Here is an 18,868-nt window from a genome sequence, read left to right as displayed (position 1 = left end):
CTTGTATCTCGTAAAGGTGACACTATTGAAGTACGCAACACTGATGCAGAGGGGCGTTTAGTGCTTGCAGATGTTCTTGATTATGCACAAGACAAGGTAAAAGAGCCAGACTATCTTTTTGATTTTGCAACACTTACAGGTGCTTGTATGGTAGCACTTGGTCAGTACACAACTGGTGTAATGGGACACTCAAACAGACTCCGTCATAACTTAAGTAAAGCAGCAGGAGCAGCAGGAGAACTTACAGCGAGCCTGCCATTTAACAAACACCTTAAAAAACAGCTTAAAAGTGAAATTGCAGACATCTGTAATATCTCTAACAAGCCATATGGTGGAGCGATTACTGCGGGACTTTTCTTGGACAACTTCATAAAAGATGAAAATAAAGAGAAATGGTTACACTTTGACATAGCAGGAAGTGCTTATACTGAAAGTCCATGGGATGTAAATGTACATGGAGCAACAGGTGCAGGTGTGCGTTTTATGACACAGTTTTTAAAATCACTCAAATAATTGTGATATAATTACGAAAATTTTTTAAAAGGAGAGAGATATGGCATTAAAAGAACTTTTTGCTGCAACAGCACTTGTACTGCTTACAAATTCCAAGCCATGCCATTGTCATCTCTTCTTTACCCTAAAATCAAAACTTATGATTTTACTAAACCACTACATTCCGAGATGTCCATTCTATACAGTATGTTTCGCATTTCGCCGTAGTGGTGTCCACCCTCCTCTTTCAATATCTTAATAATCAACAAAATAATCATACAAAAATAAAACACAAATTTATCGTCATAACTGACGAAAAACAAAGGATATTGAAATGTCAAAAAACTATGTAATAGGATTTCCAAGAATTGGAGAACAAAGAGAACTTAAAAAGGCACTAGAGAGTTACTGGGCAAAAAAAAGTGACTTTAACGAAGTACAAAAAGTAGCAAGTGAGCTTAAACATCGTCACTGGAATTACCAAAAAGATGCAGGCATCGAGTATGTCAGCTCAAATGATTTTTCACTCTATGATAATATGCTTGATATGGCTGTCACACTCGGCGCTATTCCAAAAAGATTCCAAGATCTTCAAGACGAAGAGCTTTACTTCGCAATGGCACGTGGGAATCAAAATGCAGTAGCAATGGAGATGACAAAGTGGTTCAATACAAACTACCATTACATCGTTCCAGAACTCTCTTTAACAGACAACTATACTCTAAACGCAGCGAAAATTGTCGCTGAGTATAAAGAGGCAAAAGCACATGGTGTTAAAACAAAAATAAATATCATCGGTCCTATCACTTTCTTAGCACTCTCAAAAAGAGTGGACAGAGGAGATGTCTTTGAACTTTACTCTAAAATTCTTCCTGTATATGAAGCACTACTAACTGAAATTGCACAACTAGACGACACAATAACACTCCAAATAGATGAACCGATATTTGTAAAAGATTTAGAGCCAAAAGTATTGAGTCTTATCAAGCCAACTTATGATAAATTAGCTCTAATATCAACTAATATTAAAATAGCAGTTCTAACATATTTTGAGCACTCCAACGAAGCAACAAAAATTCTTGTGAACACTCCTGTTTGGGCGCTTGGACTTGATTTTTTACATGGCGAAAAGAACTTTGAGAGTCTCACTGATATAGCTGCATCAAGCAAAGTGCTTATTGCCGGTGTAGTCGATGGAAGGAACATCTGGAAAAATGATATAAACGCAACAATTTCACTATTAAAAAAGATTGCAAAAAGTGTTAAAAAAGAAAATATTTTAGTCTCTTCTTCCTCTTCACTTCTACATGTACCATTTACGCTTCAATACGAAGAGAAAATGAATAACGAAATAAAAAATTGGCTCAGTTACGCTGTAGAAAAACTTGATGAAATAGCACTTATTTCAAAGATATTTTTTGATACTCAAGAGAGTTTAAACGCAGAAGAAAAAGCACTTTATGAAGCAAATCAAACAGCAAATGCAAGTAGAAAATCTTCACCCCTAATTCATGATAAAAAAATACAAGAGCGTACACAAAACATTACGAAAATGGAACGCAATGGTGCTTATGAAGAGCGTATAAAAATTCAAAAAGAGCTTTTAGGATACAAAGAACTTGCAACAACTACTATTGGTTCTTTTCCACAAACACCAGAAGTAAGACATGCAAGACGTGAGTTTAAAAATGGTAATATTTCCCAAGAAGCATATACTCAAGAGATGAAAAACTACATTGATGATTGTGTTGCGTTTCAAGAGGAGTGTGGCATTGAAGTACTCGTTCATGGAGAGCCTGAAAGAAATGATATGGTTGAATACTTTGGAGAACAACTTCAGGGCTATGGTTTTAGTCAAAATGGCTGGGTACAAAGTTATGGAAGCCGTTGTGTAAAACCTCCATTTATCTATGGTGATATTAGCCGTCCAAAACCTATGACAGTAGATTGGATTACTTATGCACAAAGCAAAACAGACAAAATCATGAAAGGAATGCTCACTGGACCCGTCACGATTTTGAACTGGTCTTTTGTACGCGATGACATGGCTCGCGGAGATGTCAGTAAACAGATAGCACTTGCAATTTGTGATGAAGTCGATGACTTGCAAAATGCCGGCATAAAAATGATACAGGTAGATGAAGCTGCGTTTAAAGAGGGCTATCCCTTACGATCAGCAAAAGTGCAAGCCTATGAAGATTTTGCAGTAAGAGACTTCAAATTATCAGTAAGTTCTGCAAAAAAAGAGACACAAATTCACACACATATGTGTTACAGCGAGTTTAATGACATCATTGCAACCATTGAAGCAATGGATGCAGATGTTATCTCCATAGAGACTGCAAGAAGCGGGAATGAGCTCTTAAAGATATTTGCAAAAGTCGGTTACAAACAAGAGGTAGGACCAGGTGTTTATGACATTCACAGCCCAAGAATTCCATCGGTAGAGGAAATCGTCAAGCAAATTCACTCTCTCTTGGAAGTGCTTCCAAAAGAGCAACTGTGGATAAACCCTGACTGTGGACTCAAAACACGTAAGTGGGAAGAGGTAAAACCAAGTCTGAAAAATATGGTCGAAGCAGTGAAAATCGTGCGTGAGGAGCTTGTTTAAGCTGCCAAAGGGTGACAAATTTTATAAAATAAAATTCGTCACCCGTGCAGTTGAATAAAGATTATCTTCCTTATCTTTTACAACGACATCAAAAATAAGTCTTCTTTTTTTTACTTCATAGAGTGATGCAGTTACATAAATATACTTCACATTCATGGTTATTGCTTTTATGAGTTTAGATTCTATGCTTCGCGTCATATTTTTAGGTGCTACTAATAAACTCAAAGGACCAAGAGCATTATCCATAGCTGCGATTATCATACCACCTTGCATAGTAGAGTATGGATTGAGCCACTCTTTTAAAACAGGTATTTTTGTAGTGAGTGTTGCTTTTTCTTTATTAAATGAGACAATCTCACAGCGCATAATTGTAAAACATGGAGGTGGAAGTTCATACTCATAAAAGTCATCACCTAAGAGAGTCCTAAAAAGCTCTTTTATATCTAGTGGTTTAATCATTTTTCACTATCCTTTTTTGTTTAAATATTATAAACTATAAAAACTAATAGTAAGACTATTGATTATAATTATGCAATTCATCATCATTCCAAGCCAAATGACTGTAAATTTATTCTTTTAATAACAAACTTAGCAGTGAAGGCAACAGTACCAAGTCAAATAAAAGTGCGATATTTAAGGCACTCACCGTAACTATCGCAAAGTTTACATTTGGTACAAAACTGCTTACTCCAAAGAGCGCAAATGTAAGAGAGAGTATCAAAGTTGTCAGTATCATAGCATTACCACTGTGATTTATAATATAATCAATACTTTCCTCAAAACCTCTTACTTTGATGGACTCATAATATTTGCTAAAAAAGTGAATAGTGTCATCAACTGCAATCCCTAAAATCACAGCAGCTGAGATAGCAATGCCAATATCTACACTAATTCCAAGCAGTCCCATAACACCACCAACAATGATAATGGGAGCAATGTTTGGTATTAAAAAAAGCCAGAGCATCTTTAAATTTTTAAATATCAGCAACATTGAGAGTGTAACAATAAGCAGCGTCATAGAGATTGAAACAATGAGAGTATCAGTAACACTTGATTGCATATAAGCAAAAATGCCTGTTTGTCCCTGTACATCTGCACTGTAGGGTGTTTTTATATTGAAATAATTTTTTATCCATTGTATCATTACCAAATCTTTTGAAGTGTCAACTATATTTGTATTTATAGTCAAACGCAGGTATCTCTCTTGAGTGTCCATTTTATCGTTAAGTTCCATCCCTTGTGGCAGGCTCATAGAGTAGAGTAAGAGATACTGAGCTACAAGGTTTTTATCTTGTGGCAGAGAGCTGTTTGCATCAGGATTGAGCACTTTTTGCATCCTTACGACAATATCTTTTAACGAAGTTGTAAATCGGACATTGTCAAAGTGCTTTTTGAGCACATTTTCAAACGCAGCTATACTTTCTAAAAACTTTGGATTCTTTACACCCTCTCTTTTTTGAGAATCGACAATAATCTCATAACGCATACTGCCTGTAAGATTTTTCTCCACAAAATCAGCACCACTTCGAACAACTGTATCTTTTGTAAAGTATTTGATAGAGTTACTATCTACTTTTAAATTAAATATACCAAGTGATACCAATACAATGAGTACAAAAAAAGTCACAACAATCTTTTTATCATTGCGTTTAATAAAAGCTCCATAGCCCTTGATATGAGTGAGATTTATGATTTTTACCGGTGTTATTTTATAATTGCCTCCAAGTGTCAAAAGTATTGCGGGCACTATTGTAATGGTCAAAATAAATGCCAAAACAGCTCCACTGGTAATAGCAATGCCTAAAGTGGCAATAGGCTCAATTGCACTCAGACCTAATGTCGCAAATCCGACTGCTGTAGTAAAAGATGTCAAAGCCATAGGAGTGATGTTTGAGCGCAGTGCCTCTGTAAGCGCCTCTTTTGTCTTTTTACCTCCTAGCTTATAGTAAATCCACGCAAGATAGAGGTGCATCGCATCTGCTATGGCAATAGCGGTTATAAATGAAGGAATATTTACCGTAAAGTTATTGAGTTTATAGCCTAAAAGTATCTGTATGCTAAGAACCGTTAAAAAGGTAAAAACGATAACAACAGAGGGAATCAAAACCCCTAAAACAGAGCGAAAAATCAAAAATAGAAAAAGCACTACCACTACAACTGCAAGCGGCATTAACACCATTGCATCATTTTGAGATACAGTCACTAAAGAAGCAGTCACGGCAGGGATACCTGAGAGATAAAACTTATATCCACTGCGTTTAGTTTCCTCTTTTAGTAGCTCTTGAAGCTTGTTAAATACAGCTATATTGACCGATTCATCACTTCCGATTTTTTCACTTAAGGAGATGGCAATCATTGTTATTTTTGCATCTTTTGAGATGAGTTAATTTAAAATAAGATTATCTTTAAGGGCAAGTTGCCTTTTTTGGCTTAAGTTTTCATCACCATATAAAAAATCTTCTACAATAATGTCATCATCTTCACTGCTAATATATTGGTAGTTACTCAGACTATCAACTTTTCGTACCCCTTCTATCTTTTTAAACTCTTTTGTAAGTCGTAAAATTGTACGCACTGCTTTTTCTGTGAAAATTCCGCGATCATCTTTAAATGCCACAATGAAAGTATCATCACCACTAAAACGGCTTCTAAAAGCTTCATAATCTTTAATGATTTTTGAATCTTTATCGAACCATATTTTATAGCTCCCCTCAAAAGCGATATTTTTTAAAGAGAGCGAGAGCAGTGCCACAATAACTGTAATACTTATGATAATGAGATATTTGAACTTATCAATAAAATTTATGTATTTTTGCATTGCCATTTCCTAAAATGTGTAGTGTAGTGCAAGCGTAAAACGTGAAGAATTTCCAAAATGGCTAAGAATTGTGTTTTGTGCTGAACTTCTTATCTGCAAATACTCACTGTCAAGGACAAAACTATCATAAAATCTTGTCCTAAATGTTGCTTTTATGACCTGTTCAGCCTTTTGAACATCCTGTAAAATACCGACTTTAAGCTCACTGCTTCTCACATCATTAAAATTCATCCGTAAAGCAAGAAACAAATCATCATCATATATTTCTGAAATATCTACATTTTTTAACTTGTTTGTATCATTGTATAGGTATCTATAATACTCCGTAAAAAGTGTAATATCAGTAGAGCCAACAACTTCATAAAAACTATGTTCTACTCCTACACTTAGCTGAGTATAATCACTCATCTGTGCATCATCAAGCACATCAGTATAAGCAAGTTCCGTTTTGAAAATCGTGTCATTATAGATAATATGTGAAAGGAAGAGTGCTTTGTTTACTCTATAAGCATACTGTGCAAGTGTTATTGTAGAAATAGGAACATAGCTGCGTTTATTATCATAACCGTGCAGTAAAATTAGGCTTGTCTCACTATCAAAATACGCATCACTCACAAGATTTGCTTTTAAATAGAGTGTCGGCATATATCTTTCATTGCTTAAACGCAGCTCTCTATCGTAGTTCATCGAAAGTGGAGCATAAGGAGTATGATTTGTCGGAATTTTCATATTTTCTTCATAAAATTTCAGACCAATTTCTAAAGAGTTTTCATCAAAATAGCGCGAAATATCAGCACTCCAAGCACCATATTTTGCACTTTTATCAAACGGATCTTTGAGGTAATTCTTTTGATTGTAAACATCTGCAATGTTAAATCCTTCCAACTCTCCCCAATACTTCACTCTTTTACCTATACTCACGCTGTAAGCATCAAAATCTTTGCTAAAATAGAGTTCGTTTAAAAGTAAATATCGTCGCTCTTTATACTCATCACTATATAAAAACTCTATATCTGCATCTGTTTGAAAATAGTTATTATTCAAAATGATTTTACTACTTCCATCGGCTACTATTTCATTGTTATAGTTACTATAGACTATGCCGGAGAATCCAATGTCTGTTTTTTGCTCAAACGCCATCAGGTAACTCAGAGTAAAAACAAGCAACAATAGCGTTCTCATTGTAAAACTCTTTTTGAAAAATCTTTTTTACCGAGACCTGCTCTTATGGTGTCACTATCCCAAGTTAAAGTACTCTCTTTGTTATTCTGTACATTTTTTATAATAATTTTATGAGTTCTGTAAACACTATCAATAAGAACGTAATTTTCAAAAACTATTTTTTTTAACAACCTGCCCTGCTTGTCAAAATATTCTCCAAATCGGGCTAAATTCTCTTTTGTGTCAATATAAACCATCTGTTTTGAATAACCACTATATTTATCTTTTGGTAAACGCAGCACTTCAAAATATTTTATTCCATCTTTTGTGATGATCTTTGCATTTTTTGGATAAATATAGTTTTTATAATTTTGTGAAGATATATCTTCATAAGAGAATTCACTTCCCATAAATGAGCCAGACTTGTTACGTGAACTAATCCGTTTTACTCGCTTCAGGGCAGGCAGATAGAGCCACTGTTTATCATCACTTCCAATCATCTCATGACTGAGAAGTTTCGTATCTTTCAAGTCATTTGGATAAAGAAAAACAAGTAAAGACCTGTCCCCATTTTTACCTTCTAGCTTTTTTATCTCAAGTTTTCTTATGTTTTCATCTCCTTGAGCATTTTTTAAAACCATCGTAGTTCTTGAGATGCTACTTTGATATCCAGATATTTGCTCATATGCCAGCTTTGCCACCTCTTTGCCACCTCTTTGCCACTTTGTGCTAACAGTACAATTGACATGCATAGAAGTAAAATACTTTTTCTCATGATATACCCCTTAAACTTTTGAAGTAAACAATGTTAACATAAGAAAACTTAAATGTAAACATTGTTTACTTTAAAAGTTATGATAAAATTGCATTATGATTAAACACGACTATCATCATGGAAACCTCAAAGAAGAGTTCATCACAATTGCTATGGATTTTATAGCAAAAGAGGATACAGAAAAACTCACACTTAAAGTCCTCTCAGACGCAACAGGCACTTCTCGCTCTGCAATTTATAAACATTTTAAAAATAAAGATGCGCTGATTGAAACAATTATAGAAAAAGGGTTTGATAAATTCGATATAGAAACTACACCCTATTTAAAAGATAAAAGTAAGACATTGATTGACAGATTCTATCTTACAGGGCAGCTTTATGTTGCGTTTGCAAGAAATAATCCAAATCTGTACAGACTCTTATTTGGGAAAAAATATGCTCATATACGCGAAGAGATCCTAAGCATAAAAGATAAAGATTGTAGCGGTTTTTCAGCACTGCAAAAAACAGTAGAAGATGGACAAAAGCAAGGTGTTCTTAAAAAAGAGAACAGCTACAGACAAGCCATAGTTATATGGGCGACAATGCATGGTATATCTTCTCTTATAATCGATGGTTTTATGGATGTGGAAGATGTGTATGAAGAGATGTATGACACTCTTTTTGAAACGCTTCTGACGGGACTAGTTGCAAATAAAGTAAAAATCATTTCAACAATACCCTTACTCAATAAAATTTTACAACCTAGAAGCTAAAATTATTGTAGATATATCTCTATCATTTTACTCTTAGCCATAAAATTTGTGGCATATCCAAGTAATTCATAAAAATCTTTATCAGTAAATCCTGCATCATAAAGTTCTTCTAAATCTTTTTTTCCAAAACTCTGTGCATTGTAAATGGCATAAAGAACTTTTGAGAGTAGAAGAATCTGTTTTGGTTCAAACGGGAGTTTTTCAATATTTTGACAAATATCACTTAAAAATTCTTTATCTGCACCATTACCTAACAACATCTTTGTATTGAAATTGATACAGTAAGAACGACACTCTTTTTGAGCAATATAAAGTCGTAAAAAAGGAAGTAATTTAGCATCAATATTTGGATGCTTGGTGAAATAAAAATTATACTCAACAAACTCACGTAATGACTTTAAATCCAATGTCGCGAACAATTCAAAGTGTGGAGGTACAAATCCTACTGTTTTTTGAATTTTTTTATATAGAAGCTTTAACTCACCTGTTGCTTTATCCATCGTTATCGGTTCTATAATAAACATAATCTGCCTTTTTACTTACTAGACCTTTTGGTCTATAGCGAAAGTATAATGAAATTTTTCTTCAATTAGACTGAATGGTCTATTGTTATTATTTTAATGTAATTAGATAGTTTATTAGTGGGGTTACTGTATCCAAGTATCGTTCCTCTGAAGATTGAGCAGGAGAGAGTGAAAGTGCACCCCATACTGTTGCAATAACAAATTCTGCTAAAATATTTGTATTAGTTTGTAGATTCGCACCACCTAAAAGGATGATGATTTTTGCTCTCATATGTTTATAAATTATGGTGATAGCAGCTTCGAAATCTTTATCTATTGGACTCATCTCTTGGTTGAGTCGATTAAGAGGACAGCCATAAAGTACAAGTTGTTTTTTTGTAGCAACTTTATTGATTGCATCAATTAACACATCTAATGGATGCTTATTTCCATCATTCGTAAAATCATAAAAAGCATTCATACTAGGAGCAAGACGCTCTTCAATCACAACTAAAACCATCTCTTTTTTTGATTTAAAATAGTGATACAATGATCCCTTTGGAATTTCACATTTTTTTAGAATCATTGACATACTTGTACCATTATATCCATAGACATAAACAAGTTCAAAAACAGCATCAAGGATTTTTTCTCTGGTTGGTTGCATAGGGAATTATAACATACTCCAAATATTTCTGAAATATCTTTACTTATTAACTTCTCTTTGGAGCTTATTTTCAACTGATTTGATTTTACTTTTTAATCTATCTTCAGAGTTATGACGTATATCAAACTTTAAAGAGCTGTACACCCTCTCACACTCTTTTATCTGCTCATAAGCCAACTCTATAACATCTAAAGCCTCACGCATTGTATTTGTTTCAACTACTGTTCCCATCGGTGTAAGCTGATACTTTACTCCACTTTTATCTATGGCATCTATGATTTTTGCTACCTGTTTTGAGACAGATGCACCTTCTCGACAGTTATCACTTGTAGGAAACATTGCAAATTCTAAAAGTACACTCATAATTATCCTTCTCTTTTTGGCTGTATTGTATCACGCCCAATTTTAATTTTACTTAGATATAATTGCAAAAAAATTATTTAAAGGTATGAAATGGGATTAGCAATAGGCTTAGTAGGACTTCCAAACGTAGGTAAATCAACAACTTTTAATGCACTGACAAAGGCACAAAACGCGGAGGCGGCCAACTACCCATTTTGCACGATTGAACCAAACAAGGCAGTAGTTCCCGTTCCAGACAAAAGACTTCATGAACTTGCAAAAATTGTAAATCCTGAAAGAATTCAGTACTCTACTTTAGATTTTGTAGATATTGCTGGTCTGGTAAAAGGAGCTTCTCAAGGTGAAGGCCTTGGAAATAAATTTCTCTCAAATATTCGTGAAACAGAAGTTATTTTACAGATTGTAAGATGTTTTGATGATGAAAATATCGTGCATAATGAAGGAAGTATAGACCCACTTCGTGATGTTGAAATCATCGAGGGTGAACTTATATTAGCAGATATTGAAGTTCTTGCAAATAGAATTGAGAGACTTAAAAAACAGGCAAAAGCTGACAAAAGTGCAAAAGCAACTTTAGAACTTGCAGAGGAACTTTTAGAATTTCTAGGCGATGGCAATCTTGCTCGTAACTTTGACAAAACAGATACGGATGAGTATAAACAACTTGTAAATGAAGTAAGATTTTTAACAGATAAAGAGATTATGTACGGTGCAAATACTGATGAAGATGGTCTTTTAGAAGACAATGAGTATGTAAAAGCTTTAAAAGAACACGCTGAGAAAAACAACTGTGAGCTTATTAAACTCTGTGCAAAAGTTGAAGAAGAACTCATTGGTCTTGAAGAAGATGAAGCAAAAGAATTTTTAGATGAATTAGGTGTTGAAGAGTCAGGACTTGAACAAATCATCCATAAAGGTTTTGATAAACTTGGTCTTATGAGCTACTTTACAGCAGGTGTAAAAGAGGTTCGTTCTTGGACAATTAGAAAAGGTTCTACTGCTCCAAAAGCAGCAGCAGTAATCCATAATGACTTTGAAAAAGGTTTTATCCGTGCAGAAGTAATTGCGTATGAAGATTTTATATCATGTGGTGGAGAAGCAAAAGCAAAAGAGGCAGGAAAAATGCGTCTTGAAGGAAAAGAGTATATCGTTCAAGATGGCGATGTAATGCACTTTAGATTTAACGTCTAAACATTGAAACGCTAAAGTAAATTTACTTTAGCGTAGCTACAGTTTCTCCAAACTTAACTTTATCTCCTGCTTTTACAACTATATCCTCAAACATCCCTTTTTCAGAAATAATAACAATAGTTGAACCCATCTCAAAACATCCAAAATCATCACCTTTATCGAGATACAAATCTTTAAATTCATAAACTTGTTCTCCAACAACATCTGCATCAGTCTGAATACGCGGTTCAAAACTCACTTTCATAACACCAACATTTAAAGCACTGACAAGAACCATATAAAATGTTTTACCTTCCATGGTCTCACATTGAAGTACAACTCTCTCATTTTCTATAAAAAGATTAAGACGCTTTTTAAGTGATGGAAAATTTACAGGATAAAATTTTCCTGGAATATGTACTGCTTTAAGCACTTTCATATTCATCGGTATATGATAACGATGATAATCTTTTGGAGAGAGATAAAAGTTAATAAAATCTCCATCATGAACACTTCTTTTCTCTTCATCACTAAAATTTTGACCTAAAAACTCATCTGTTTTATAACGCATACCTTTTATTTGCAAAGCATAGTCATTTATTAGAGTTCCACATTCAGATATAAGCGAATCGCAAGGAGAAATGAAGTCCGCTGCGTTTAGAGAGTAGTGTCTTGGCTCTTTAAGGTGTCTTGTAAAAAGAGCATTTAAACTTTTATAAGTCTCTGGCGAATGAAATTCACTCATATCAAGTCCCATAAGACCTACATAGCTTTTATTTACTATATTTTGAAACCAATGTGGAAACTCTTTTGAAGCAAATTTTCCAAATGTTTGTGATATTGCTGATGTTATATGTCGTCTTTTCAAAATGCAACCTTGAGTATAAATAATAATCGTAATTTTAGCCCATTTTACTTAAACTTTCAATTTTATCTATTTATAAAAATTTTATTATTTTTTCGATATAATAAAAAACAAATAAAAACTATAAGTTGTACAAATGTTTCACAATGAAATTTCAAAGTTAGTTGCACTATGTGTTTTGAGTATAACCACATGTATGTATGCGGGCAACTTATCTTTATCTCCACAACAAATTACAAAAAGACTACATCTAATTCCTGCATCAAAAGCAATAATACAGTGGGAAAGAGTTTTTAAATCTAAACAAAAACTTAAAAAATATAAAATTAACACATTAAATAAAGAGCAGAAGGTTCAACTCAAAGAGTACCTCCTTAATCATGCCATAGATTCGGACCAACCAACAGTAGCAGGAGTTTAAAATTGAAGAAAATTCTATTAACCCTTTGTGTAGTGACACTTTCTTTATCAGCAAACACAAAAAACGACAATACAGTTCTTTTAAAATCTTTAATGAAAGAGGTGAAAACACTTAAACAAGAGGTAGTTTCCCTTAAAAAATCCAAAACACAATATAATCAAAGTATTGATGATATATATGAAAATATAGACAGGGTTGAAGCAGAGGGTTTTCAAAACAAAATTAATTTTGGACTTGGCTTTAAAACCAACCTTGATAACTTTACAAAAACCTATGCAGATGGACATAAAGTTTTTAACAATAATATCTGGAGCAATAAACTAATGCTCAATATGAAAGCTAATATCACTGATAACATGAACTTTTATGGAAGACTCTCAATGTATAAATACTGGGGAAGTAGCTATATTCACCCTTACACTTATTACGATAACATGCAAGGACGTGTTCCATCTGACAGTAGTCTTTATGTAGAAAGAGCTTATATTAACTGGTTTTTATTTAAAGATTCTCTTTTACCTATAGCTTTTACAATTGGACGACAACCTAGCTCAGATGGACCAAGCAATCAATTCAAAGACAATACAAAACGAAAGGGAACATACTCAGCACTATTATATGATGGAGCTGCTGATGGTATTGTATTCACTGCTAATATTTCTAAACTCATCAAGCTTCCAAAAAGTTATTTACGTTTTGGGTATGCAAAAGGTTTTGGGTATAGTCAAACTATTCCTAATGTGAGCAACGCTTTTATAGGTGCATCTAATAATGATATAAAAGACACTAATATTGCAGGTTTCTTTTTAGATACTACTGTACCAAATGTTCAAAATTCCTTTATTCAGGTAAGCTATTCCAAGATGCTAGATATAGTTGCAAATCCACTTGATAAAAACAGCTCTCAAAATAAAAATATAGGAGATGTTGATCTCTATGGAGCCATGGTTCAATTTACCAATATTAATAATACTCACCTAGATCTTTTTGCACAGTATGGATACTCTCACGCAAAACCAAATAAAAATAGTTATATAGACAATGGCGTCAATTATGGAGGGTTGTTAGGAGATACAAGTGATACTACAACAAAAGATGGTCATTCATTTTGGCTTGGTTCACGCTATGGCTTTGGAAAAAAACAAAAATACAAGTTTGGACTTGAATATAATCAAGGAAGTAAAAACTGGATTAATCTCACACAGGGTTCTTTTGACATCTATAATAAACTTGCAACACGTGGAAATGCAATTGAAACATACATGATGTATGTTATCAATAGATATGCTAATCTTCGCATTGGTTATGTAAATATAGACTATAAATATACACGTAGTGGTTGGTTCGTAGGAAAGAGTAGAAAGATTAGTAACTCCATGGACAATGTCCAGAACATTGTAGATAACTTAAAATCTGTTTACCTAAAAATGAGCGTACATTTCTAAAAAATGAAAAGAATATTAAACAATCTAAAGTTTGCAGTTAAAATAAACATTGCGACAATTATCTCTGTTATAGCCATGGTTGTTTTAAGTTTTGGTATTTATTTTGCTAGTGCTACAATAACTGAAACAACAACTGCTAATGCTAAAACTATAGCTTTTATAAATCAATTAACATATAAAATGCAAACTCATCTGGATGAAATAGATTACTTAACTATTCAAAACGCAATCAAAAAAAATCATAACTACAAGCAATATAGTGATGTACTATATAAGCAACTCTCAAGCGATTTAAATAAATTAAAAAATAACAAAAGTCTTCGCATAGATAAGCAAGCACAAAAAATCATTTATAATATTAGTCAAAGGTTTGCTGGTTACAAACTTATTGCAAATGAATTACGTAATAATGTTCAAGAAAATAGCGAAGATGGTCTATACTCAATTTTAGCACTCTCTTCAGCAAGTAAAAAAATATCTCAAGAGCTAGAAGAACTCAACAAAAAAATTTTACAAATTTCACAAAATGATATTCAAATATTTCGTGCTAAGCTATCTCACATGAAAATTACAATGCTTCTTTTCTTATTATCAATCGCTGCTTTTTTACTATATATCAATAAATCAATTACAGATTCTATTTTACAAAGAATGGATCAGCTTAAAGAAGAAATACTCTCCTTTTTTGATTTACTATCTCAAAAAAGAGATACTGTAGAGCATATGAATATAAATGGGAATGATGAAATAGCTGAAATTATAAAAATCATCGACAATAACATATATATAGCGAAAAAAATTGTCGAAGATGAAAGGAATCAAACAAAACTTATAGAACAAAGGGTTCAAAAAGGATTAAAAGAGATTACTGCACTCAACAATGAAATAGAAGCAACACAAAGAGAAGTAGTTTTTACAATGGGAGCAATTGCAGAAGAACGCTCCAAAGAAACGGGTCAGCATGTTCAAAGAGTTGCAGAATATTCCCTTGTTTTAGCCCGTTTATATGGTCTCTCTTTAGAAGAATCTATTTTGATAAAAAATGCCTCACCAATGCATGATATAGGTAAAATAGGCATCCCTGATGCTATATTAAATAAACCTGGAAAATTTACAGATGAAGAGTTCGAAATCATAAAAGCTCACTCTGAAATAGGTTATAAAATGCTTAAACATTCCACAAAATCTATTTTAAAAGCTGCCGCAATCTTAGCATACCAACATCATGAAAGATGGGATGGAACAGGATATCCTCAAGGTCTTAAAGGAGAAGATATTCATATTTATGGTCGTATTACTGCTATTGCTGATGTTTTTGATGCTCTAGGTAGTGAAAGAGTCTATAAAAAAGCTTGGACATTAGATAAAATACTTCAACTTTTCCAAGAAGAACGCGGAAAACAATTTGACCCTCTTCTTGTAGATTTATTTCTTAATAATCTAGAACATTTTTTGGCTGCTAAAGAAAATATTGAGTCAAATAGTGCCGAACCATCTTTATCTAAGTATATAGAAAATTTTGAGAAAGTTCCAAATATATTAGAAGATTAAAAGTATTAATTTATCTTTCTTTTTGCTATCTCTTCTAATAAAACAGTTGCATATGAACCCTTTGGAAGAGTAAAGTTTAGCTCATACTGTGCCTCAACTTGATTAAAACGCCCTTCTATATCTGTCGGGTAAATCCACGCATAGCGTCTTGCACCATCTGCGTTTATTTCATCGTCATAATCTTTTTCTATCACCCTTGCAAGTGTATTTGCATGTGTTGCTTTTTTCCCACACAGCAACCCTGTTACACTAATATTACGCTCATTAAAGCGTTTTATATCCTCTTCTTCACCACCAAATTCAAACAATCTTCCATGAGGATAATGTTCCATAATATCACCATCAATAAGTTTAAAAGGATGCTCTTGCTGTTTCATCTTTTTAAGTTCATTATTTGGCAAATTTAAAAGTGTTTCAAGTTCATTCTCTTCAAAACTGGCTACAAGAGAATTTATCTCTAATCTGCGAGAGAGCCAAAGATTAAAAATATGTGACTGATAGGCATTTATGAGAAGTTTTTTTACCCGTGGATTTCGCTCACGCGCCTCGCCTTTAGCAAGTTTTTCACCAATTATGTGGTTGTCTCCATCATTTCCAAAACGCTGATAACCAAAAAAGTTTGGCATACCCTGCTTATCAATATTTTTAAGTGCTTCATCTATCTTTATAGCACTTGTAGGATTTACCTTTTTGAGTTTAATATAAAAACGGTTTCCTTTAAGGTGTCCTATTCTTATTTTATTGTTATGGTGTGTTTTTGAGATTATTTTTATAGATTCATGGTTAAACCCTTCCATAGCCTCTTCATACTTTTTATGTAAAGATATATACTGCTTTGTCATAGCATGTTTGTCTTTTAAGCCAGCGTAGCCTATTTCTCTGTTCTTTATGCCCAAATATCTTGCAATCTGTCCTATCATCTCATTTGTAGAGAGGTTCTTTTTTCTAACAAAAAGAATGAGATGTTCACCCTCTCCCGAGAATTCGTACAGGGGTATCTCTTCTACTACGAAATCTCGCGGTGTCTGCCTGAAATGAAAATCAATGCTTGCATGTCCTAGCGAATAAAATCTATCCATTATATTTTTTCCTAATTTTAAAAATGATGTGCTTTACATCTGTTTACATACTTTTTACGCGCTGCGTTTGCAAAAATAGTAAGTTTTGTTCTACTTTGAGCAGCTCGTCTAATAACTGCCTTTTTATCTCGTCTGTCAAATGCAACAAGCATCTCATACTCTTCCCCACTACAGCCTATATTTTTGGGGATATTCACTCTAAACTCAATTCCTATTTTATTTAGTGATGTAATTTTATCTAAATCACTATATAAACCATCTGAGATGTCCATGCCAGCCTTGAGATAGCGTATTGTATTTGCTATAAATTTCTCTCGTAAATTTATATCTATAAATTTTGACTTTCTATGAATTTTACCACCATTGAGCAATTTTTTTAACTCTTTGGCAGAATTTCCAAGCGTTCCAGTATAGGCAAGCAAATAATTTTCTCGTACTTTTGAGCGTAAAAGTACCTTTTTTACACTTGATATAATCGTCACGCTTATATCTAATTTTGTATTACTGATCGTATCTCCACCAATAATATCAATATTATATTTTTTTGCAATAAAGAGAAAACCAGCAGCCAAATCACTCATCTCTTTTTTGCTCATACTTTTTGGCATTGCAACACTTAGCAACGCATATTTCGGTGTTGCATTCATGGCAATAGCATCTGAAATATTTACAAGCATAGCTTTTTTTGCAATCTCAAAACAACTCATCCAACTGCGTTTAAAGTGCACATTTTCAAAAAAGGCATCTTTAGAATAGACCATATTATCTATGCATGCACCATCATCACCAATGTGTTTACTGTTAAATTGTGATATAAAATAATTTTCTAAATTCAAATAAACTTCTTTTTGTTAAGCAGATATTAATTACTGTCGATATAAAATAACAAGTTATTATAACATTATTAGGAAAATTACATATGAAGCACTCTATTAAAAATATTTTTAAAAACTTAAGTACATATCTTTTTTTTGTATTTTTTGTTGCATTTTTAGCTCTTATGCTTCTGTTGGAACAGCAACTCTCTTTTGACAAAATAGATACACTTAACAATGATAAAGCAATTATAAAAAAACTTGTAGAGCCTCATGAAACAGATATGGAGTTAGCACTCATACAATTTAATGCAAAAAGTACTGAATTACTACAAAATATTGATAAATTGCAAACACTCTATAAATATAATATATTTGAAAAATTAATTCTTCAAAACAGTACAGAATATATGCAAGAGTTAAATAAACTCAATATTTTAATCAAAAAATTTAACAGCGCTACACACGAATACTATATACAAGAAGATAATAGTAAAATAAAAAAGAGCACAAAAAAAGAACATCTTCGCGCATTTAAAGCTCTAAACGAACAGTTAAATAATATGCTCTTTAAAGCGATGAAATACAATCAACAAAAATTTGAACTTATAAAATATTTAGTTGCTGCTGCATTTTTTCTTATTTTTCTTGCTACATTCTGGTATAGAAAAGCACTCAAATCCATTTATGAAGATATTAATTACCTGTTTCAATTAGATAAAACAAAAGCTGGTTATAACATTTATTCAATAGAAGCAGATGCAATAGCACTGAGAATGAATAGAAAAAATCAAGTGGAAGATAATCCTCATCTTATTGACCCAGTAACAGATATCAATAATTACAAAGGTCTTCTGCACTCTTATTCTCATAAAAAATCTCTAAAAGATAGTAATTTTACTTCAGTAACACTTTTAGAAATAGATAACTTCTCAAAATCCAAGCGTGTATTTACTCAAGAAATAGCGCAAGCAATGCTAAAAAAAGTTGCTTATACAATCTCATTGCATGAACAGCCGGCTGATGTTATTGCAAGAACTGATTACAATCAATTTACACTGGTACTTTCTCGACCAACAAAAGAGCAAGCATTTAAAGAGATTGACTTAATTCGGGAAAGTATTTCAGAGTTAAAATTCAACATTCCCAACTATGGACCTACACAAATAACTGTTTCAGGAGCTTTTGTAATCAAGCCAAACAACAGTTCTATAGAAGAAGCACTCAAACAGGCAAATGAAATACTTGAATATGCAAAAAGTATAGGTAAAAACAAAATTTTACAACTAAGAGATTTAGCACAAAGAGAGATATAATATAAGTTTCTTATATATGTCTCAATTTGTAACACCCACAAACTTCCATTAAATATCCTCA

At 32.9% G+C, this 18,868-nt stretch carries 19 protein-coding genes and 1 pseudogene; 9 read left to right on the top strand and 11 right to left on the bottom strand.

Translation table 11 applies throughout. The annotated features are described in order from the left end of the window. From MV589_RS05535 to metE, 3 genes and pseudogenes are all read left to right on the top strand, one after another. Positions 1–513: pseudogene (locus MV589_RS05535) on the top strand (leucyl aminopeptidase); the annotation flags it as partial. Positions 514–553: 40 nt separating this feature from the next. Beyond that, entirely contained in the window at positions 554–751 is a 198-nt protein-coding gene (locus MV589_RS05530) for a hypothetical protein (protein WP_297432853.1), read from the top strand. 75 nt (positions 752–826) lie between these two features. Beyond that, entirely contained in the window at positions 827–3,103 is a 2,277-nt protein-coding gene (gene metE, locus MV589_RS05525; protein WP_297432851.1) for a 5-methyltetrahydropteroyltriglutamate--homocysteine S-methyltransferase, read from the top strand. A gap of 21 nt (positions 3,104–3,124) precedes the next feature. Here metE and MV589_RS05520 read toward each other — a convergent pair whose 3' ends face one another. From MV589_RS05520 to MV589_RS05500, 5 genes are all read right to left on the bottom strand, one after another. Beyond that, positions 3,125–3,562: a PaaI family thioesterase gene (locus MV589_RS05520; protein ID WP_297432850.1), complete on the bottom strand. Its 438-nt coding sequence runs from the start codon at positions 3,560–3,562 to the stop codon at positions 3,125–3,127. Positions 3,563–3,671: 109 nt separating this feature from the next. Next, positions 3,672–5,483, bottom strand: a complete 1,812-nt coding sequence (locus MV589_RS05515) for an efflux RND transporter permease subunit (protein ID WP_297432855.1) — start codon at positions 5,481–5,483, stop codon at positions 3,672–3,674. Positions 5,484–5,486: 3 nt separating this feature from the next. Next, a complete protein-coding gene (locus MV589_RS05510) occupies positions 5,487–5,921 on the bottom strand; it encodes a hypothetical protein (protein ID WP_297432849.1) in 435 nt (144 codons plus the stop codon). A gap of 9 nt (positions 5,922–5,930) precedes the next feature. Further along, on the bottom strand, positions 5,931–7,103 hold the full coding sequence (locus tag MV589_RS05505) for a hypothetical protein (RefSeq protein WP_297432848.1): 1,173 nt from the start codon (positions 7,101–7,103) through the stop codon (positions 5,931–5,933). Beyond that, the gene (locus tag MV589_RS05500) at positions 7,100–7,834 is read right to left on the bottom strand and encodes an outer membrane lipoprotein-sorting protein (protein ID WP_297432846.1); all 735 of its coding nucleotides are present in this window, start codon (positions 7,832–7,834) and stop codon (positions 7,100–7,102) included. The genes MV589_RS05505 and MV589_RS05500 overlap by 4 nt, the downstream gene beginning before the upstream one ends. 118 nt (positions 7,835–7,952) lie before the next feature. Between MV589_RS05500 and MV589_RS05495 the strand changes: the two genes are divergently transcribed. Further along, the gene (locus MV589_RS05495) at positions 7,953–8,612 is read left to right on the top strand and encodes a TetR/AcrR family transcriptional regulator (RefSeq protein ID WP_297432844.1); all 660 of its coding nucleotides are present in this window, start codon (positions 7,953–7,955) and stop codon (positions 8,610–8,612) included. 2 nt (positions 8,613–8,614) lie between these two features. On the opposite strand, the gene MV589_RS05490 is transcribed toward MV589_RS05495, so the two are convergent. From MV589_RS05490 to MV589_RS05480, 3 genes are all read right to left on the bottom strand, one after another. Continuing rightward, entirely contained in the window at positions 8,615–9,136 is a 522-nt protein-coding gene (locus MV589_RS05490; protein ID WP_297432842.1) for a hypothetical protein, read from the bottom strand. Between the two features lie 88 nt (positions 9,137–9,224). After that, a complete protein-coding gene (locus MV589_RS05485; RefSeq protein WP_297432841.1) occupies positions 9,225–9,782 on the bottom strand; it encodes a TetR/AcrR family transcriptional regulator in 558 nt (185 codons plus the stop codon). A gap of 39 nt (positions 9,783–9,821) precedes the next feature. Beyond that, positions 9,822–10,145, bottom strand: a complete 324-nt coding sequence (locus MV589_RS05480; protein ID WP_297432840.1) for an MTH1187 family thiamine-binding protein — start codon at positions 10,143–10,145, stop codon at positions 9,822–9,824. Positions 10,146–10,235: 90 nt separating this feature from the next. Between MV589_RS05480 and ychF the strand changes: the two genes are divergently transcribed. Continuing rightward, entirely contained in the window at positions 10,236–11,336 is a 1,101-nt protein-coding gene (gene ychF / locus MV589_RS05475; RefSeq protein ID WP_297432839.1) for a redox-regulated ATPase YchF, read from the top strand. Between the two features lie 22 nt (positions 11,337–11,358). On the opposite strand, the gene MV589_RS05470 is transcribed toward ychF, so the two are convergent. Next, positions 11,359–12,183 carry a phosphatidylserine decarboxylase gene (locus MV589_RS05470; RefSeq protein WP_297432837.1) on the bottom strand — a complete coding sequence of 275 codons (825 nt, stop codon included), beginning with the start codon at positions 12,181–12,183 and terminating at the stop codon, positions 11,359–11,361. Positions 12,184–12,316: 133 nt separating this feature from the next. Here MV589_RS05470 and MV589_RS05465 point away from each other — a divergent pair, with 133 nt between their 5' ends. From MV589_RS05465 to MV589_RS05455, 3 genes are read left to right on the top strand one after another with little or no spacing between them, the layout of a single operon-like run. After that, entirely contained in the window at positions 12,317–12,601 is a 285-nt protein-coding gene (locus MV589_RS05465) for a hypothetical protein (RefSeq protein WP_297432835.1), read from the top strand. Positions 12,602–12,603: 2 nt separating this feature from the next. Next, positions 12,604–14,046 (top strand): DUF3373 family protein, encoded by a 1,443-nt coding sequence (locus MV589_RS05460; RefSeq protein WP_297432833.1) that lies wholly within the window; start codon positions 12,604–12,606, stop codon positions 14,044–14,046. Between the two features lie 3 nt (positions 14,047–14,049). Next, positions 14,050–15,597, top strand: coding sequence for an HD-GYP domain-containing protein (locus tag MV589_RS05455; RefSeq protein ID WP_297432831.1), 1,548 nt, complete (start codon positions 14,050–14,052; stop codon positions 15,595–15,597). A gap of 5 nt (positions 15,598–15,602) precedes the next feature. Here MV589_RS05455 and truD read toward each other — a convergent pair whose 3' ends face one another. Beyond that, positions 15,603–16,676, bottom strand: a complete 1,074-nt coding sequence (gene truD, locus MV589_RS05450; RefSeq protein ID WP_297432830.1) for a tRNA pseudouridine(13) synthase TruD — start codon at positions 16,674–16,676, stop codon at positions 15,603–15,605. 17 nt (positions 16,677–16,693) lie between these two features. Then, positions 16,694–17,512: a thiamine-phosphate kinase gene (locus tag MV589_RS05445; RefSeq protein ID WP_297432828.1), complete on the bottom strand. Its 819-nt coding sequence runs from the start codon at positions 17,510–17,512 to the stop codon at positions 16,694–16,696. Between the two features lie 83 nt (positions 17,513–17,595). On the opposite strand from MV589_RS05445, the gene MV589_RS05440 reads away from it, so the two are divergent. Next, positions 17,596–18,807 (top strand): GGDEF domain-containing protein, encoded by a 1,212-nt coding sequence (locus tag MV589_RS05440; protein WP_297432826.1) that lies wholly within the window; start codon positions 17,596–17,598, stop codon positions 18,805–18,807. Positions 18,808–18,868 lie beyond the last annotated feature (61 nt).

It is taken from the genome of Sulfurimonas sp. (assembly GCF_026991475.1).
Taxonomy (GTDB): Bacteria; Campylobacterota; Campylobacteria; order Campylobacterales; family Sulfurimonadaceae; genus Sulfurimonas.
This window is presented reverse-complemented; position numbering and strand designations above follow the sequence as displayed.

Bases quoted from the DNA above. Each gene is read 5' to 3' on its own strand.
- MV589_RS05530 (WP_297432853.1), top strand. From the start codon at position 554: ATGGCATTAAAAGAACTTTTTGCTGCAACAGCACTTGTACTGCTTACA.
- metE (WP_297432851.1), top strand. From the start codon at position 827: ATGTCAAAAAACTATGTAATAGGATTTCCAAGAATTGGAGAACAAAGA.
- MV589_RS05520 (WP_297432850.1), bottom strand. From the start codon at position 3,562: ATGATTAAACCACTAGATATAAAAGAGCTTTTTAGGACTCTCTTAGGT.
- MV589_RS05510 (WP_297432849.1), bottom strand. From the start codon at position 5,921: ATGCAAAAATACATAAATTTTATTGATAAGTTCAAATATCTCATTATC.
- MV589_RS05505 (WP_297432848.1), bottom strand. From the start codon at position 7,103: ATGAGAACGCTATTGTTGCTTGTTTTTACTCTGAGTTACCTGATGGCG.
- MV589_RS05500 (WP_297432846.1), bottom strand. From the start codon at position 7,834: ATGCATGTCAATTGTACTGTTAGCACAAAGTGGCAAAGAGGTGGCAAA.
- MV589_RS05495 (WP_297432844.1), top strand. From the start codon at position 7,953: ATGATTAAACACGACTATCATCATGGAAACCTCAAAGAAGAGTTCATC.
- MV589_RS05490 (WP_297432842.1), bottom strand. From the start codon at position 9,136: ATGTTTATTATAGAACCGATAACGATGGATAAAGCAACAGGTGAGTTA.
- MV589_RS05485 (WP_297432841.1), bottom strand. From the start codon at position 9,782: ATGCAACCAACCAGAGAAAAAATCCTTGATGCTGTTTTTGAACTTGTT.
- MV589_RS05480 (WP_297432840.1), bottom strand. From the start codon at position 10,145: ATGAGTGTACTTTTAGAATTTGCAATGTTTCCTACAAGTGATAACTGT.
- ychF (WP_297432839.1), top strand. From the start codon at position 10,236: ATGGGATTAGCAATAGGCTTAGTAGGACTTCCAAACGTAGGTAAATCA.
- MV589_RS05465 (WP_297432835.1), top strand. From the start codon at position 12,317: ATGTTTCACAATGAAATTTCAAAGTTAGTTGCACTATGTGTTTTGAGT.
- MV589_RS05455 (WP_297432831.1), top strand. From the start codon at position 14,050: ATGAAAAGAATATTAAACAATCTAAAGTTTGCAGTTAAAATAAACATT.
- truD (WP_297432830.1), bottom strand. From the start codon at position 16,676: ATGGATAGATTTTATTCGCTAGGACATGCAAGCATTGATTTTCATTTC.
- MV589_RS05440 (WP_297432826.1), top strand. From the start codon at position 17,596: ATGAAGCACTCTATTAAAAATATTTTTAAAAACTTAAGTACATATCTT.